At 43.6% G+C, this 17,353-nt stretch carries 19 protein-coding genes and 2 riboswitches; of the genes, 14 read left to right on the top strand and 5 right to left on the bottom strand.

What is annotated here, in order from left to right:
* Positions 1–21 precede the first annotated feature (21 nt).
* The 10 genes from SPSPH_RS12645 to SPSPH_RS12600 all read left to right on the top strand — a co-directional run bounded on the left by SPSPH_RS12645 (position 22) and on the right by SPSPH_RS12600 (position 9,105).
* Positions 22–2,967, top strand: a complete 2,946-nt coding sequence (locus tag SPSPH_RS12645; protein ID WP_075756816.1) for a DUF5752 family protein — start codon at positions 22–24, stop codon at positions 2,965–2,967.
* A 355-nt stretch (positions 2,968–3,322) separates the two neighbouring features.
* Positions 3,323–4,678 (top strand): NADP-specific glutamate dehydrogenase, encoded by a 1,356-nt coding sequence (gene gdhA, locus SPSPH_RS12640; protein WP_075756818.1) that lies wholly within the window; start codon positions 3,323–3,325, stop codon positions 4,676–4,678.
* Between the two features lie 385 nt (positions 4,679–5,063).
* Positions 5,064–5,531: a hypothetical protein gene (locus SPSPH_RS12635; RefSeq protein WP_075756819.1), complete on the top strand. Its 468-nt coding sequence runs from the start codon at positions 5,064–5,066 to the stop codon at positions 5,529–5,531.
* Positions 5,528–5,971: a DUF4280 domain-containing protein gene (locus tag SPSPH_RS12630; protein ID WP_198930958.1), complete on the top strand. Its 444-nt coding sequence runs from the start codon at positions 5,528–5,530 to the stop codon at positions 5,969–5,971. The genes SPSPH_RS12635 and SPSPH_RS12630 overlap by 4 nt, the downstream gene beginning before the upstream one ends.
* Positions 5,972–6,063: 92 nt before the next feature.
* Positions 6,064–6,243, top strand: a complete 180-nt coding sequence (locus SPSPH_RS12625; RefSeq protein WP_075756820.1) for a transcriptional regulator — start codon at positions 6,064–6,066, stop codon at positions 6,241–6,243.
* A 214-nt stretch (positions 6,244–6,457) separates the two neighbouring features.
* A complete protein-coding gene (locus tag SPSPH_RS12620; RefSeq protein WP_075756821.1) occupies positions 6,458–6,859 on the top strand; it encodes a MerR family transcriptional regulator in 402 nt (133 codons plus the stop codon).
* 232 nt (positions 6,860–7,091) lie between these two features.
* Positions 7,092–7,154, top strand: a riboswitch (Fluoride riboswitch).
* Positions 7,155–7,230: 76 nt separating this feature from the next.
* A complete protein-coding gene (locus SPSPH_RS12615; RefSeq protein WP_075756822.1) occupies positions 7,231–7,578 on the top strand; it encodes a DUF190 domain-containing protein in 348 nt (115 codons plus the stop codon).
* Positions 7,579–7,614: 36 nt separating this feature from the next.
* The gene (gene crcB / locus SPSPH_RS12610; RefSeq protein ID WP_075756823.1) at positions 7,615–7,989 is read left to right on the top strand and encodes a fluoride efflux transporter CrcB; all 375 of its coding nucleotides are present in this window, start codon (positions 7,615–7,617) and stop codon (positions 7,987–7,989) included.
* A gap of 39 nt (positions 7,990–8,028) precedes the next feature.
* Positions 8,029–8,502 (top strand): HAD family hydrolase, encoded by a 474-nt coding sequence (locus tag SPSPH_RS12605; protein WP_075756825.1) that lies wholly within the window; start codon positions 8,029–8,031, stop codon positions 8,500–8,502.
* A gap of 93 nt (positions 8,503–8,595) precedes the next feature.
* The gene (locus SPSPH_RS12600) at positions 8,596–9,105 is read left to right on the top strand and encodes a pyridoxamine 5'-phosphate oxidase family protein (RefSeq protein ID WP_075756826.1); all 510 of its coding nucleotides are present in this window, start codon (positions 8,596–8,598) and stop codon (positions 9,103–9,105) included.
* 328 nt (positions 9,106–9,433) lie between these two features.
* On the opposite strand, the gene SPSPH_RS12595 is transcribed toward SPSPH_RS12600, so the two are convergent.
* From SPSPH_RS12595 to spoIIP, 4 genes are all read right to left on the bottom strand, one after another.
* Entirely contained in the window at positions 9,434–9,724 is a 291-nt protein-coding gene (locus SPSPH_RS12595; protein ID WP_075756827.1) for a zinc-ribbon domain containing protein, read from the bottom strand.
* Between the two features lie 180 nt (positions 9,725–9,904).
* Entirely contained in the window at positions 9,905–10,771 is an 867-nt protein-coding gene (locus SPSPH_RS12590; RefSeq protein ID WP_075756829.1) for a nickel/cobalt transporter, read from the bottom strand.
* A gap of 20 nt (positions 10,772–10,791) precedes the next feature.
* Positions 10,792–11,346: a DUF1007 family protein gene (locus tag SPSPH_RS12585; protein ID WP_075756831.1), complete on the bottom strand. Its 555-nt coding sequence runs from the start codon at positions 11,344–11,346 to the stop codon at positions 10,792–10,794.
* A 342-nt stretch (positions 11,347–11,688) separates the two neighbouring features.
* On the bottom strand, positions 11,689–12,729 hold the full coding sequence (gene spoIIP, locus SPSPH_RS12580) for a stage II sporulation protein P (RefSeq protein ID WP_083945627.1): 1,041 nt from the start codon (positions 12,727–12,729) through the stop codon (positions 11,689–11,691).
* A gap of 496 nt (positions 12,730–13,225) precedes the next feature.
* Between spoIIP and SPSPH_RS12575 the strand changes: the two genes are divergently transcribed.
* Genes SPSPH_RS12575 through SPSPH_RS12565 form a run of 3 tightly spaced genes read left to right on the top strand, consistent with a single transcriptional unit; the run spans position 13,226 to position 14,274 of the window.
* Positions 13,226–13,621, top strand: a complete 396-nt coding sequence (locus tag SPSPH_RS12575) for a hypothetical protein (protein WP_075756832.1) — start codon at positions 13,226–13,228, stop codon at positions 13,619–13,621.
* Between the two features lie 45 nt (positions 13,622–13,666).
* Positions 13,667–14,119 (top strand): Fur family transcriptional regulator, encoded by a 453-nt coding sequence (locus SPSPH_RS12570; protein WP_233139118.1) that lies wholly within the window; start codon positions 13,667–13,669, stop codon positions 14,117–14,119.
* An 11-nt stretch (positions 14,120–14,130) separates the two neighbouring features.
* Positions 14,131–14,274 carry a hypothetical protein gene (locus tag SPSPH_RS12565; RefSeq protein ID WP_158027098.1) on the top strand — a complete coding sequence of 48 codons (144 nt, stop codon included), beginning with the start codon at positions 14,131–14,133 and terminating at the stop codon, positions 14,272–14,274.
* 134 nt (positions 14,275–14,408) lie between these two features.
* Here SPSPH_RS12565 and SPSPH_RS12560 read toward each other — a convergent pair whose 3' ends face one another.
* On the bottom strand, positions 14,409–15,302 hold the full coding sequence (locus SPSPH_RS12560; RefSeq protein ID WP_075756834.1) for a LysR family transcriptional regulator: 894 nt from the start codon (positions 15,300–15,302) through the stop codon (positions 14,409–14,411).
* A gap of 126 nt (positions 15,303–15,428) precedes the next feature.
* A riboswitch (cobalamin riboswitch) is annotated at positions 15,429–15,614 on the top strand.
* Between the two features lie 410 nt (positions 15,615–16,024).
* Between SPSPH_RS12560 and SPSPH_RS12555 the strand changes: the two genes are divergently transcribed.
* Complete coding sequence (locus SPSPH_RS12555) at positions 16,025–17,332, top strand: hypothetical protein (RefSeq protein ID WP_075756836.1); 1,308 nt, start codon at positions 16,025–16,027, stop codon at positions 17,330–17,332.
* The last annotated feature ends 21 nt before the right edge of the window (positions 17,333–17,353 follow it).

The following is a 17,353-nucleotide window of genomic DNA, read 5'->3' as shown; positions in this document are numbered from 1 at the left end:
TCAAGGAATAGGAGAAGTGCTATGAATAGATTCGGTGATATGAAAGCCCGTTTTTCAGGTATTCATGACCTGATGAAATTCAGGGTCACGGAAATACTGTTGATATCTACTGCATACGACGCATATGTCCTTGAGGAAGATGGCATGTTAATCGAGCAGATTTACCATCATTTCAATGATTTGAGTATTCCTTTTATTCCCAGGATTCATTGGGTAGCTGACGGGGAGGATGCTTGGGAAGAATTAAAATTAAGGCCCATCCATTTGATCATTACCATGTCCCGCATAAGCGATATGAGTTCATTTGAGGTTGAGACAAAAATTCACGAAGCTTACCCAAACATCCCGATTGTTATGCTTTCTTATGACCGGCTCACTCCGGAAATAATTGCCCGGATTCGGGCAATTTCTTGTATAGACAGGGTCTTCCACTGGTCGGGAGATAATAAAGTTCTGGTTGCCATTATTAAATACATCGAAGACAAGCAAAACGTGGAAGCTGACAGTAAGCTGGGTGTTCAGGCCATCCTTTTGGTGGATGATTCTCCGGCATATTACTCGCAAATATTGCCTACTATTTATACGGAAATTTTGACGCAGACCCGCTACCTGGTGCTGCATGCCATGAATATAAAGCATGGTTTGCTCAGGGTACGGCTGCGGCCGAAAATCCTTCTCGCGGAAACCTATGAAGAAGCAATGGAAATTATCAGCAAGTACCGCCATAATTTGCTGGGGATAATTTCTGATGTGAGGTTTCCCAAGAATGGGGTACTGCATCCCCAGGCTGGTATTGAATTAAACAAAATCGTGCGGGAGAACATTCCTGACCTGCCGTTTTTATTACAGTCCGAGGAAGCGGAAAATGCTGCCAAGGCCGAAGCCCTGCGTTTGGATTTTCTCAATAAAAACTCGCCCAAACTGCTGCAAAATATACGTACATATATTCTGGAAAATTACGGTTTCGGCTCTTTTGTATTTAAGTATCCTGATGGCAGAGTCATTGATAAGGCAACTGACATCACCAACCTGGAAAGGATCATCCGTGATTTGCCGGATGCAAGCCTTTACTATCATGCGAAGAAAAATGACTTTTCACGCTGGTTCCGTGCCCGGGCCGAAGTCGAGGTGGCGGATAGACTGAGATTCGTGGATACAGAGAATGTATCCAGTGCCGCTGATATCCGAGCCTATATCCTGAAAGTGCTGAATGGTTATTTTCAGAAGTATCAATCCGGACTGGTTCTTGCTTTTGAAGGGCTTTCCAAAAAAGATATGGAGAATGCCTTTATAAAACTGGGGACAGGTTCTTTAGGCGGGAAGGCCAGAGGGGTCGCCTTCATGAATGGCATGATTGCCAAAGCCCAATTGGCAGATAAGTACGAAGATATGAAAATCAAGGTGCCTCGTTCGTTTGTTATTGGCAGTGATGCTTTTGAAAAATTTATTGAAGAAAATAAACTGTATTCCTTTCTGGCTACTGGCCCGACAGAAGCGGAGATTGCGCAAAAATTTACGGCAAGCCCTTTACCGGCTGGTACGAAGGAAAATCTGCTTGTCCTGACCCAATATATCAAATGTCCGCTTGCGGTTCGTTCGTCAAGCATCCTGGAGGATTCTCGGATACTGCCTTTTGCCGGTATCTACAATACCTATGTGGTGCCAAACTGTCACGCTGACCCCGAAATTCGGGTTAAGCAGCTTGAGGATGCGGTTAAGCTGGTCTATGCCTCGGTGTTTTATGCAGCTCCTGTACAATACGCCAAGAATGCGGATATCCGGATCGAAGAGGAGAAAATGGCTGTTCTGATTCAGGAATTAGTCGGAGAACATTATGGTGATTACTATTATCCAGCCATTTCCGGTGTGGCTCAATCCTATAACTTTTATCCTTATGATCCGCTGAAACCGGAAGATGGAATCGTAAGTCTGGCCTTGGGATTAGGCAAAGCTATTGTTGAAGGTGAGCGGGTATACCGGTTTTCTCCGGCTTATCCTAAGCTCAACCCTCTTGTTTCAGGCCCTAAGGAGTATCTGGAAAAATCGCAGCATGCGTTTTATGCGATAAATTTTAAGGATTCCGCCGACATTACGCTCAGGGCCGATGAAGATTATATTTACAAGAAGCTGTTGATTTCTCAGGCCCATAAAGATCAGTCACTCGAGTATATTGGCAGCACCTATTCGGTAGAAAATGACTGTATCTATGACAACATATATCAACAAGGACCAAAGCTGGTGACATTTGCGCCCATTCTTAAGTATAATAGGCTGCCATTGAGGCAAATTATTAAAGACTTGCTGGGGTTGGGGAAACAGTCGTTTGGCACCGATGTGGAAATCGAATTTGCTGTCAATATTCCTAAGGATAAAAGCAAACCCAAGGAGTTTAATTTCCTGCAGATCAGGCCGATGGTGGTCGGCAGGGAAGCTTTTGAAGTTAATATGGATGAACCGGAGGCATTCTGGTGTTTCAGCCACCACACCATTGGCAACGGCAGTTACCAAAATATTCACGATATCATTTTTGTGGATCCGGCAGACTTTAATTTGCAGAACAGTGTTCAGATTGCCAATGAGATTGGTGAGTTAAACCAGGTGCTGATCAGGGAAGGACGCCGGTGCATTCTCGTTGGCTTTGGCAGAATGGGAACAGCAGACCGCTGGTTAGGAATTCCTTTGACCTGGGAGCAAATGTCCCGGGCTATGATCATCGTGGAAGTCGATCTGAAAAACCTTCGTCCGGAACCTTCACTTGGCAGTCATTTTTTTCATAATTTAACAGCCACCGGCATGGGATATTTTCACATTCAGTACGATAATCAAGCTGCCGGGATGCTTGACTGGGAGTGGCTGCTCAACCAGCCGGTCCTGCAGCAAACCAAATTTGTCAAGCTGGTTAGGAGGCAGGAGCCGTTTAGGGCAAAAATTGACGGGAGAAGCTTTAAAGGTATTATTTACAAATAAGCCTGACTTCCCAGGGCAAAGAAGATTACAAACCTGCAAAGAGGATTAATAAAAAAAATGATTTTGCGAAATATTTTTGATGTTTCCTGTAAAATTACAATATTACTTTTGCAGGCAACAAAAATAGCAGTATTCATCGAATAATTTAGCGATGAATACTGCAAATATTGTTGTTGTTCAGAATTGACCTAATTTTGTTTGCTGGAAAGAAACGTAGTCTTTCAGCGGTGGATTTAAAGAGGAGTATCTGAGTGAAAATTCTGTTAAATTGTGTGTACAAAATCCAAACCAAGGTAGTATAATATAAGTACAGAGAATTGGATATATTATGCAAAATATTAAGGGGGATTGGAACATGACTACAAATGCTCAAAAGTACTGTGATGAAATTTATCGCCGCGTTGTTGAACGAAATGCAAATGAACCTGAATTCCACCAGACGGTCCAGGAAGTGCTTGGCTCTTTAGTACCTGTTCTTGAAAAAAATCCCGAATATATTGAACTAGGAATTGTTGAGAGGATTGTGGAGCCGGAGCGGCAATTTATCTTCCGTGTACCTTGGATGGATGACACTGGCAGGGTGAGAGTGAACCGTGGTTTCCGGGTTCAGTTCAATAGTGCCATTGGGCCATATAAAGGCGGGCTCAGATTCCATCCGTCGGTTAACATCGGCATTATTAAATTCCTCGGTTTTGAACAAACCTTCAAAAATTCGCTGACAAGCTTACCGATGGGCGGCGGCAAAGGCGGATCCGATTTCGACCCGAAAGGCAAATCGGATGCCGAGGTTATGCGTTTTTGCCAGAGCTTCATGACAGAACTGTATCGCTATGTCGGACCCAATACCGATGTGCCGGCCGGTGACCTTGGCGTTGGCGGCAGGGAGATTGGCTATCTTTTTGGACAATATAAGAGAATCATCGGCAGTTATGAAAATGGCGTTTTAACCGGAAAAGGTCTTACTTATGGCGGCAGCCTGGCTCGCCCGGAGGCTACCGGTTATGGTATTGTTTACTTCTGTCAGGAAATGCTGAAGTCCAAAGATACCAGCTTTGAAGGTAAAACCGTAGCCGTATCAGGTTTTGGCAATGTTACCTGGGGAACGGTAAAGAAGGTTACTGAACTGGGTGGTAGGGTTGTAACCCTTTCAGGTCCTGACGGCTATATATACGATCCGGATGGCGTCAGTGGCGAGAAAATTGAATACCTGCTCGAAATGAGAGCATCTTGCCGCGACCAGGTTCAAGACTATGCGGATAAATATGGTGTTAAATTCTTCCCTGGCGAAAAGCCCTGGGGCGTTAAGGTTGATGTTATAATTCCTTGTGCTACGCAAAACGAGATTCTTATCGAGGATGCCGAAAAGATTGTCGCCAACGGCGTGAAATTCGTTTGCGAAGGGTCCAATATGCCTTGCACGAACGATGCCATTGAATACTTCCTGAAAAACGGAGTATATCTTGGACCTTCAAAAGCTGCTAATGCCGGCGGCGTGTCTGTTTCCGGGCTTGAAATGTCTCAAAACAGCCTGCGGATGGCTTGGTCCTTTGAAGAGGTTGACGCTAAACTCAAAACGATCATGCTCAATATCTATAAAAACTCCAGCCAGGCGGCTGAAGAGTATGCCCATAAGGACAATCTGGTTGTTGGCGCCAATATTGCCGGCTTTATTAAAGTTGCCGAGGCTATGAAAGCGCAGGGTGTGGTATAGAGTGCGCCATTAAGTGCAGCTTGAGCATAAAGAGGATATTCGCCGCTTAAGCCGGTTATAGCTACGCAAACTAGTCTGTATAAGCGATTGCTGGCTGGAAAAATTTTAAGTATGTATTTATGTTCGCCTAAACTTATGTTTAGGCGATTTTTTTTAGAAAATTGATACCTGATGAATCATTAGCGCTTATCATATACATTTTGTTTTTGTCAAAGAGGAAGGTTTTTTGCCATGGATTGGAGAATTATGGCTATTGAATTTTTCTTTTAACGCTGACAAGCGAACCTGTACAATGAGTTTTAAGGTAGGAGAATTTCAATATGGAAAGCACTATGTTAATGAAACATTTGCGGTTTGTCATATTTCATAATAAGGGGTTGAAATAATGAATCCTCAGGATAGCCGGCAGGATGAAGGTGAAAAAAATACGGTGAAACGAATCAAGACCAAAGGCGGCCATGAGATTATTTTCGTAGAGGAAGAAGATGAGGAACGTCTGGAGATTCATACCCCGAAAAACCTGAAAATTAGTCTGGAAGATGAGCAACAAATGATTATAGTTCAGGATAAAGACGGCCGAAATATGTTGGAGATCGACGGAAAAAACGGAAAAATTTTGGTAACTGCCGAAAACAGCATCTCTTTTCACGCAGCCGGCGGCAGGGCAGCTCTGGAATTGGGCAACCAGGAAGGGGGGAAAGTCACGCTAAAAGCCGAAACCATTTCGCTGGAGTCCCGGCAGGCTTTACAGATAAAAGGAGCGGTTACGGCGGCACTGACTAGCGGAGCATCCATGAAAATTGAGTCCGCCGGCATCTTGGAACTAAAAGGCGCGATGATCAAAATGAATTGAAAATACACCTTATCAAGCCGGATATGGCAGACAAGCTGGCGATGGGTAAAACATACCGGCCGGAACTGCAGAAACCGCAAGCGAAGGGGGAAAAGCCATTGGGAATGTGTGTGTGCGGCGGTGCCAAGCTGTTGTGTTCTTTCGGTATGGCGCCATCTTCTCTGGTCGTGCTGCCACAAAACAGAGTAATTTCAACTATGCCTGTTGCGAATATTATGGACAATAAGCCGCTGGTCAATGTTATGCTTTTCGGCATGTGCTCATCTCCGGCCAACCCAACGGTGGCGGCAGCTACGGCGGCGGCGCTTGGCGTATTGACACCGATGCCGTGCATCCCTGTCATCCCAGCCCCATGGGTGCCAGGTTCAGCTGCGGTTATGATTGCCAATTGCCCAGCCCTGAACCAGGCGGCTAAATTAATGTGCGCGTGGGTGGTATGATTCAGATTGTCGATCCGGGACAAATGACTATTCAAATCACATAATTTAACTGGGTAGTGGAAAAATAGTAAAAGATTTTAGGAGGTTAGAGTATGAGTGTTAAAAATGCTGTTATTGAAACAATGAAAGCTGCTGGCAAACCTTTAAGCGCAGGTGAGGTTGAGAAACTGTCCGGGCTGGACCGCAAGGATATTGATAAGGCATTTAAAGAATTGAAAGCGGAAAATGCCATCATTTCGCCTGTACGTTGTAAGTGGGAGCCGGCAAAATGATGACTGGTTCCCAAAGAGTCAGGTGTTAATCGGTCATTCATCAGGCGAATGATTGAACTACGACGACAAGGAACTCCCGGTAGGTGCAGCATTAGCTTCCCTATCTGGAGTTCTTTGTCATCATTGCGGCAAAATATAGTATTTTTATAGTTTATACTTGACTTAGAGTCAACTCCAGGTGGTATGCTGTCGGTAGCAGGAGGTGAGAACCCGTATGACAATTACAGAAGTAAGTCAAAAATATGATATTTCCCAGGATACGCTCCGCTATTATGAGCGCATCGGACTGATTCCCCGTGTGAACCGCAATAAAAGCGGGATCAGGGATTATACGGAAGAAGACTGCGGTTGGGTTGAATTCATCAAATGTATGCGCGGTGCAGGGCTTTCGGTTGATGTACTGATTGAGTATGTCAGGCTGTATCTTGAGGGGGGGAGCGAGGAAACACTTAAAGCAAGAAAAGACCTGCTTATCGAACAGCGCAAACAACTTGTAGCAAGACTGGAAGAAATGCAGAAAGTCCTGGAGCGCCTGGATTACAAGATTTCTATATTTGACCAGAAAATACTTGGGGCGGAAAAAACACTGAGCAGACCGACAAAAGCTTATTTTTAGCTGCAACAGGATTGCTAACCCTTTACTTATCCGGCAAATACCGGCAAGCCTACAGGATGATTAATTCATTATCGCGGCTGCCTATGTCGATTTCTTCTCCATAGTGCATTTGGATAGTACCGTCGATATGGGAACGCAAAACATTTTTTTACCTGGCATCGTTATATTTTGAAGTGGAGAGTGATATCTCTATTGACGCTGAATTCGGCGGGCTGGTATAATAAAGTTATACTTGAATAGCGGCGATGGAGTTCGCCCTGAATCCCGTGCAAACGGTAATGACTCCTACCACATATGTGGTAGGAGTCTGTTCTTTTCCCAACAGAAAGTATAAAGGAAAGGGTATACTTAAGTCGAAGGAGGAAGTTACTGTGCCCAAAATTGCAAGTCAGGCCAAACGACTACGGATTTACATCGGGGAAAGCGATCATTGGAAACGACAGTCCTTGTACCATGCTATTGTGAGAAAGGCCAAAGAGCTGGATATGGCAGGGGCGACGGTTTTTCGCGGCATTATGGGCTATGGGGCCAACAGCCGGATTCATACGGCCAGTATTGTGGATTTATCCAGTGATTTGCCTATTTTGCTTGAACTTATCGACAGCGAGGAATATATCGCCAAGCTGTTGCCCTTTTTGGATGATATGCTGGAAGAAGGCATGGTCACAATTGACGATGTGGAGGTTGTCAAATATGGACACAAGCCGCCGAAACGCTAATCCTGGCGAACAATTGCTGCAAATGAGGTGAAAGAGTTGTTAGGAGTAATATTAGTAGCAATCGGTGGAGCTGTTGGTGCAACGGCCCGCTATTTAGTGTCTACCTGGGCTGCTGCCCGGTTTGGCGCAGAATTTCCTTATGGCACGCTGATTGTAAATGTTGTGGGTTGTTTTATTATTGGTGCCTTCATGACGATGACAACAGAGCGGTTAAGTATTAGCCCCTATTGGCGCTTGCTTATTACTGTGGGGTTTGTGGGAGGGATGACGACCTTCTCTTCGTTTAGCTACGAAACGATTCATTTAATGCAAGAAGCAGATATGCTGCGTGCTTTTTATAATGTCGGGCTCAATGTCCTGGTCGGTTTCTCTGCTACATGGCTGGGGATCGGGGTTGCCAGATTATTTTAGTAGCTGACAAATTACCGGAATAAAAGGAGAGTGAAGGCAATGATTTCCATACAGTTGCCCAATGGCAGACAATATGAATTCCGTCATGTAGTGTTTGATTATAACGGGACGCTGGCTGAGGACGGGCGTATGTCCGACGATGTGCGGCAACTACTGGCCGAACTGGCGGCCAAAGTGCACGTGGCAGTGATTACGGCAGATACTTTCGGCTTGGCATGTCAGGAATTGGCAGCCATGCCGGGGGTGGAACTGCTTATATTGGCAAAAGACCAGGATGGAACAGAAAAAGCCCGGCACGTTCAGGAATGGGGAGCTGAGCGCACCGTTGTCGTGGGCAATGGCACCAACGATCAGCCGATGTTTTTCATTGCAGGGCTGAAAATTTGCGTGCTGGGACCAGAAGGAGTTAGTACCGGCGTATTGGCGGCGGCCAATATCGTGGTGCGGTCGCCGGCGGACGCCATTAGGCTGTTATTGCAGCCTAAGCGACTGATTGCGACCCTGCGGGCGTAAGGCTGCCAGCGGTGAAATGTCCGAAAAGCTCATGATAGATATTTAAAACAGGCTGCAGTAAACGCTGTCTGAGATGAAAGCGAGGAAACAACGATGTTTAGAGAAATGAGAAGAGGTAAACAATTATTATTAGTGGAAGACACCGTAGCTGTAATGGATAGATGCACAAATGGTGTCCTTGCGTGCTTAGGTGATGAAGATTATCCTTATACAGTTCCCCTTAGCTATATTTATTTTAATGGCAAAATCTATTTCCATTCAGCGAAATCCGGACATAAAGTCGATGCTATCAGGAAGAACCCCAAGGTATCTTTTGCCGTAATAGATGAAGATACGATTATAAGTGAAAAGTATACTTCCTATTTCCGTAGTGTTATTGCTTTTGGTAAAGCCAGAATTGTAGAAGGTGATGAATGGCTGGAAGCTTTTAAGGCTTTAGTTGAAAAATATTCAGGAGATCAGCCGGAAGCAGCCAAACATAAGGAAATCACCGGATGTACGCAATCTTATATTATTGCAATTGATGTCGAGCATATAACCGGTAAGGAAGCGATTGAATACGTCAAGGCTAAAAGAGATAAGAACATCTTCCATACTAATTAAATTATGCAAGCAAAATAAGTAGCCATACTCAGAACGAGTTTCCAATGGGTGCTGTTATGCCAATCCATAGGCGGATGGAAATACTGAGCTTCCATGCCGAGCGTTCTGGTGGAAACAGGCTTTCTGACCAATGCAGGGGAAGCAGCATTATTGAGAAATGATCGTATCGTTCAAAAATCGTTCAGGGAATTTTTAACGGTGTAGTCTACTACTTGGACAATCGTTAATTGCTCTGCTGACCGGTTCCAGTACAGTGCTTATAGTGCTGTGCAAGGACACTTTTAATCGAAAAACAAGGGCTGCCCCATAAGGCAGCCCTATTTTTTTGTTATCCTTTTCGTTTATAAAAGCAATCTCTGCAATACACAGGGCGATCGCCGCTAGGGCGGAAAGGGACCTGGGTTTTGGCACCACACTCGGCGCAAATTGCATCATACATTTCTCTTTGAGGCCTGCCGGCACTGCCGGATCCTGACTGTCGCTTGCGGGCGGCCCGACACGCGGGGCAACGGCCGGGATCATTGGTAAACCCTTTTTCAGCGAAAAACTCCTGCTCGGATGCTGTGAATACAAATTCAGCACCACACTCACGGCAAGTTAACGTTTTGTCACTAAACATGATAGATTCCTCCTTAGAAACCTCTTGAATAAATCAATAATATTCATAAATAGTAATATTATTGATTAAAGTATAGCACTAAATTACTCCCAGTCAAGAGTTACTTATGATGGTATGATCTGCTGGAGTTACAGAGTTTATTACCATAACTCATGACAGAAATCAACTTGTACACCATGCTTAGAGCAATTTTTGAATATTTGGCAGTGTAATCAATAAGCCGAATAGAATAAAGAATAAAGCGCTCATTAATGTAAAAAAGCGCCCCGGTGTTGCGGATTTGTAAGAGCGAGTAGCCGTATTCTTAATCAGCCAGACAGTCATAGCCACTAAAAAGAGTGTTAGGCCCATTCCCAGTGCGAAGGCTGCTACAAGGAGCAGTCCGTTTACAATCATATTCGTGGTTAGGCAATAGATAAACATGGCAGTCGCGAGCGGACAGGGAACAATGCCGATGGATAGGGTAATCCAAGCGGGATGAACCGATTGCAAGTCATTAGAGGGCGTCTTGGTTGTAGATGGCTGTTTAGAATAGTGCTTGTAATTTTCGGCAAACAATTGCAAGCCAGTTATGGCTAAAATTACTCCTGAGGTGACATTGAGCCAAAGATACATGGTTCCCATCGTTCCGGGCAGATATTTTCCAACAAGATAAAAAATAGAGACAACAATGGCAACCGCACTGAACGCATGAAGAAAGGTTGCGCCTATTGCTACGAATGCAATATCCTTAAGATGACGTCGCTGGGATAGAATCCAGCCCGTGATAATCGACTTACCGTGTCCGGGACCTATCGCGTGGATTGCCCCGTATAAAAATGAAGAAGCAAGTAATGCTTGAAAAAGCTCTGTACTGTAGCTATCGCGCAGCAGTTTAATTTTTACGGCAGCGTCTTTATTAAATTCTGATTGCAGCTTTGTAATGTAATACATGAACTGATCCCACCTATTGAAATTATTGATCTGAAAAAAAACAATCAAAAGAATAGTTACCAGAAATAAAATGGTAAACCTGTTTGATCTGCAGTTTCTTAAATCAATCAGCATGACTAATGCCTCCAATCAGATTACCGCGCAATATTTATCTTATCAATATATTGCTCGGTGAGAATGGTCAAAGACGGGATGGGTCCCTTTAACTGCGAAGTGGTGAAAAAGCCGGAACTTGTTTGATATGCAATAAAGTTGGAACGGTCGTTAAACCATACTTTAACAGCTTTTTTAACCGGATGGTAAACGCCAATGGTGAATGAGTATACCAGCTGCCCTTGATCCACAGTCAGGCTGACGGCAGCGGGAGCCAATACATCAACCGCTGAGCCATCGATTTCTACACGAAAATAATTGGCAAGCTGTGCAGGACGCGGGAACCCTTCCAGTGTGAGAATTTCTTTTTGTTGTGATGTGCTTAGCGATAATGTCGCGTTCAGTGTTTCTGGTCCGACAAATTCCATCGTGGACATATCGTCAAAGTACCATCTAACACTAAAAAAAGTAAAGATCGTACCACTAAAAGCAAAATGGGCTCTAGGCGTGACAAAGATATGAGGATGGGCTGAGGCTGTAATACTTTCGGACAAAATTCCGATCATAATCAATAGGCACAAAATAAACTTTTGCAAAGAACTTACCTCCATTAAAACTGTTCGAAAAAAGTAGAATTTATAAATTTAACTCTGACGCTAAGCATTCTAGGACAACCAACATAAAGACTGATGTAAATATATGCTGATTACAATTAATAATATTCCTAGTTAATATAAAAACTAATTGGCGAAATTGAAGCAGATATGAATTTCTGTATTGAAGGTGCGTAAAGTTGATATTTCCCTACAAAACAAGCAACGACAACTCCCTTGTACTGTTTTAGCTAGGAAGTTGCCGTTGTTTTATAATTTTTCTATCCGAGTTTACTCTGACTCGCGTAAATTTCCGGTTGCAAATTGCAGTTCTGGCAAACCCGATCATTTGGCAAGTATCTCTGCCACAATATCAGCGATAATTTCAATCGTACGGATAGTCTCTTCTTTCGTGTTATATTGACAACCCATCTCGAACAATAAAGCATGAGGATGCAGATGCTGATTATAACGCCAGTCTACCACATCCATTCCAAGGGATACACCCGGATAATACTGATTTAATTTATCATCAATGGCCTTGGCGAACGCATAGTTTTGTTCCCATCGAGGCTGTTCCAACCCCGGCTGGCCCTTTCCGACGATAATCAAAATTCGTGCCATCGGTACACCATTAATGACAACCGTAGTTTCGTCCCGCCTGCCGGCATCTCGATGGATATCAAATAAGGCTTGCAGCGAAGGGTTCTCTTTGACCATTTGTTGCACGGTAATTTCCGACTTATTATAGGCTTTCATGAAACTGGGGTAGTCGTGGATATCACTACTTTGAATGGCGATAACGTTATGTTTAGCAAATTGTTTAACCATTGCTGCGCCGACCTCCACGATATCGCCGCGCTGGCCGCCAGGCGTGTGAGTCACTCCGGAATTTGGAATGAAAGATTCGGAAGTGTGAGTGTGGTAAATTCCCACCAAAGGTTTTCCTCTTTTAGGCAAGTCTGACTGGCTTACCTTAGGGAGACTAGGCAGACTTACGATACTAACTTGTGGAGGTATGGTGAATATGGAAGCAACCGGTATTTCAGCTCTAAATAATGACCGGATATCTGTAATGTCTATTTCTGTGAAGAACAGGAGCAGATTACGCAGCACAGCCTTAACGATATGCGGGGGCTTCTTCGGCGGATGGGGGGGTTCAATTACGGTTTGCAGGCCGGGAATGCCCTGCGATAATACTCCATGCCACTGTGACCGGAAGTGAGTAGTCGGTAGATCAAACGACGATGGAGTTATAACTGGAATGGTATAATTGTTCAGGCAAAAATAAGATAGGAGCAATATCGCTGCCCCGACCAGGATAATGACTTTGCTCCAGTATTGTTTTTTTCTGGTATAGCACTTTCGCTGGGATATTATTAACATTTCTGCCTCCAATTAGATATACATTTGTATTCTATATGCGAGGCGGTAAGTTGATATGACAAGCTGGTTGCAGCATTCCATGCAGCTCTTTTGTCGCTTAATGGAAAGGTAAGGATGCCATTCTTGTAGATTGACTAATTATTTTCGTTTAATGTGCAATAAAAATACTAAAAAATTAATCATAATATTACTATTTAGGTGTGTATTGTGTTATGAAAATATTGACCTTATGATAGGAGTTAGATAGAAAGACTATTACTTATATCCACTTTTTGTAAATTTATTTCCAGGTATTGCTTATCTTGTTCTAAATAGGTAAAATATTAAATAATAATAATCTTAATTAAAAAACTGAGGAAGAGAAACTGTGAACAAAATCATAAAATTTCTTAAAGAAAAAGATTGCCGGGTTACTATGCAGAGGATAGTTGCTATTTTTATTATAGTACTGTTTCCTTTTAATCAGGCCTTTGCCTGAGAGTGTGACTCAGGCCCTTTGTATAAGGGCTTTCCTGTAAACAAAGCCACCGGCTATTTTGCCAGAGAATTCGATAAAGCAGCACCGGTTCCAGGTGTAAATTGGAGCGATGAAGATTATCTTTGGCTGACAGGAGCTGCTCAAAAAGGCTGGATAGTCAAAACGTCGCCACAAGACGTAAAACCGGGAGCTCTTATCGTAGGGGTTGATCAAGCCCGTAACGCCTTAATCGCCATTGTACAAGAAGTTAAGGATGGAAAGATTATTTATGAAAAGTTGGACAAAGCGGGAAAAGTAATAAGATGTATAACTGCTCCAGAATCATTGCAGCGTGAAATAAATTTCTCCGGTTATATTTGGCCTGAGCGAATCAAAAATGGGAGAGCAAGGATGTTGTTGCCGGTTCTACCTTAAATATAGTAAAATGATAAAAAATATTGTTACTAATTAGGAGATGTATTGTCATTGTTAAACGATATTATTGAAAAGCTCCGGACTAAAGGTTGTAAAATAACACCGCAGCGCAGGATAATAATCCAATCCTTACTTAAGCTTGATAAGTTTCCCACAGCGTTAGAGCTTTGCAATGATATCAGACAAACTAATCCCGAGATCGGCTTGGACACTGTATACCGAAATCTAGGTTTACTTGTCAATATGGGGATTGTCAATCAGATCAACTTGCATGGTAAGGATACGAAGGTCTTTGAACTGGCCCTTGGTGAACATCACCATCACCTGATTTGCCTCAACTGTGGGACGGCTAGTTGTTTGGATTATTGCCCGGTGGATGAGAAAGAATTGCAAAAGACAGTGGGATTGAGATTTGAGATCATCGGTCATTCTCTTGAACTATACGGTTACTGTCAAAAATGCAAGGCACTAACTTCATTGCCTCAACGTTTAAAGTAGGAATAACATTGATGATTCAAACTGTTACAGCGATGCAGCCAAATGCCTCGCCGACCGCTGCCGCAGTTGATGATTTGCTCAAAGAAGGCCATGAAGGTCCAAACCGGATGCATGTACATATTATGTGCATCCGGTTTGGACCTTCATTTTTATGATTCGACATAAAAAACTATGGCGGTAGGTAGAATGTAAACCATTCCACCCCAATGTTTATGCTGGTTATCGAGAAGTAGGATAATATTGATACCGCTTTGTGTTCGTAAGTGCACAAACAAAAGAGGAAGAGGGATTAAATAGGTACTGCTGTCAGATCATGCTTACTCATTATGTCAAGCCAGTCACGAACAGGCTGCCGGGTAAGACGCTTGGGATGAACCACAATATATGTCTGCCAGCGGGGCGGCAAAGGTGAGCCAGCAAAAGGAATTTCAACGACAGAATTTCTAATTAAAGCTTTTTTGACAGTAGAGCGGGTTAAGATGGCTGAACCGGTACCTTCCTCAACAAGGGAAACGATAAAAGACGGATTGCCGATGTTGGCGTGAAACCAGCGTGATCCAGGCAATAATTGAGCCATCCAATCGCTGAAAACCCCACCCCAGTTGTGAAACAGCAAATTAATTTTCCCCAGGTCTTTGACCGGCATTTCTGCCTGGCTCGCAAGCGGATCACCTGGCGGACAAACGAAAACAAAATCCTCTTCGTTACATAAAAATGTTGTAAACCGGCGAATTTTTGGTAATTGATAAACGATTGCGATATCAATGACACCATCTACCAAAGACTGCAGAATATCAGTTGAATGGCCGGCGACTGCTTTTACCGAGATACGGGGAAAGCAGCGCAGATATTCGTGATAAACCGGGAATAAGAGATTTGGCAAAGCAGAATATGTATTACCAATGACTAATCGGTCATCGAAGAAGGCTGCAGAATTTAATCGGGCTTTGCCGTTCTCGAAGTCTTCCAATATATGCTGGGCATAGGGAAGAAACATGAGACCGCTCTGCGTCAGGGACACATGCTGATTATCCCTTGTAAACAGTTTTTGTCCCAACGTTTTTTCCAGCTCAGCTATACGGGCGCTGACTGTTGACTGGACAATATTTTGTATTTCCGCCGTTTTTGAGAAGCTTTTTGTTTGTGTTAAAATTTGCATCGTTTTCAAAACTTCAATATCCATTATGTTTACCCCTTATAGACTATATTAAAAATATCGATAGCTATTATCGGTAAATTTCGTTTTACAAATAGAAACTCCTTTATTTATAATAGGATTAATTCTGCGTAGAAAATTTAGAACTTAAAAATTAAATAGGATTAAACAGGTGTCGCTATTGCGACTTAATAGAGAAACCGGTTAAACGCCGGTGCGGTCCCGCCACTGTAATGGGGAGCAAAGCCATGATTATGCCACTGGGAACAAAGATTTCTGGGAAGGTATGGCAGCGTGATGATCCAAAGCCAGGAGAACTGCCTGTATGACAATCACCGTTTAACTTGCGAGCGACAAGGAGGGGATTAAAAACGGCAGTTATATAACCCGTTTACTGATTAACAGCCCTTTCCTTTTTGATAAAGGAAAGGGCTGTTTTATTGCGCAGGTCATATTGGTAATTGATAAATGTAAGTTATTTCTCTGTACAGTGTATTTAATATATCGATAATTATTATCGACATATTTCGTTTTACAAATAGAAACTCCATTACTATAATGAGAACAGTTCTTAATTAGGTGGAAAATTTAAAACTTAAAAATCAAATAGGATTCATAGAGAAAACGATTAAACGCCGGTGCGATCCCGCCGCTGTAATGGGAGGGGAGCAAAGCTATGATCTATACCAAAGCAGTTCATACTCGTTTTGGTTCATAGAGGATACATAATAAAAGAAGGGAAGGAAAGCATGAAAAAAAAGATAATTGCGGGACTTGCATTGACGCTGTTGACCAGTTTTGGAGGGCTATCGGCGGAGGGAAATTCCTATGCCGACGTTCCCCAAAATCACTGGGTTTATGCAGAAATTGATGCATTGGTGCAGGACAAGCTGATTGTAGGCTATGATGCGGCTGTATATGACAAGAATAAAGTAGCTACCCGCTATGAAATGGCTCGGTTTTTAGCAAATGCCCTGAGTAAATATGAGCAGGCTGACACACAGCAAAAGACGAAGATTGACCGGCTGGCACAGGAATTTGCCGTAGAACTTAATACACTGGGCGTTCGGACGGCCCAAACGAAGCAATATCTCCCGCAAGAACCGGTTCAGCCGGCAAAAGAGACGAAAGCAAAGAAAACATCGGTTACAATTGACGGCGAGACCTTAATTGAAGCCATGGATGTGGACAGTGTTGAACACGCCGGCAGCGAAGCCTATAATTGGCGGCAGCGACTGCATATCAACGCCGACTTCAATGACCGGGTCAGCTATAAATCGCGCATTCAGGCCGGCGGTAAATTCGGCAGCGGCAACTCAAGCAATGAAATGCGCTTTACCCGTAGTTTTATTCAAGTAAAAGATTTTTTTGGCGTTAATCAGTTTCAGGCTGGACGCCTGCCGCTGGCTACTGGGCGTTATATGGCCATGGCGCTGCAGGGAGATGCCGACGGCTTTGCGTTGAGGCATCAGTTTGACAAGACCAGACTGGACGGCTATTGGGTGGTTCCGGAAAAAGATACGCATGTACGGGGCGTAAACCTGAATTTTGCTCCGGAAAAATCCTTTGAATACAATATAGGCTATATTGCTGCCGATACCAGCCCCAAAACCAGTACTCCGGCGGCCAATTATGTAGATGCCGGCCTTTCCTGGGAAATGAAAAAAGGTGTTACCAGCGTGCTTAACTATACAAAATCCGATGCCCCGGGCTCACCCAACGCATGGGCGGCACAATTGTCGTATAACTGGGTAAGCGGCAAACGTCAAACAGGCTTTTATACATATGAAGGTCTTGTAAACAACCGCGTACCGCATGATCAGGCCATTGCCATCATCTATCGGGATATTGAGAAGAATGCCTTGCCGGGCCATTACGGAAATTTTGGCGGTTTTGGAAAAGTTGATCAAAACGGACACAAAGGTTTTATGCTTGGCTATCAGAATATGGTGATGGACGGTATCCGTCTGTCCCTGCAGTATCAAAATCTGGAGGAAAAAACAACCGGTGATCGCGACCATCGCTATTACGGAGCCTTTGATATGTATTTTAATTAAATGGCCTGTTTGGATAACAGA

This window comes from Sporomusa sphaeroides DSM 2875, from assembly GCF_001941975.2.
Lineage (GTDB): Bacteria > Bacillota > Negativicutes > Sporomusales > Sporomusaceae > Sporomusa > Sporomusa sphaeroides.
Note: the sequence above shows the minus strand (reverse complement) of the source record. Positions and strands in the feature narration are given on the sequence as shown.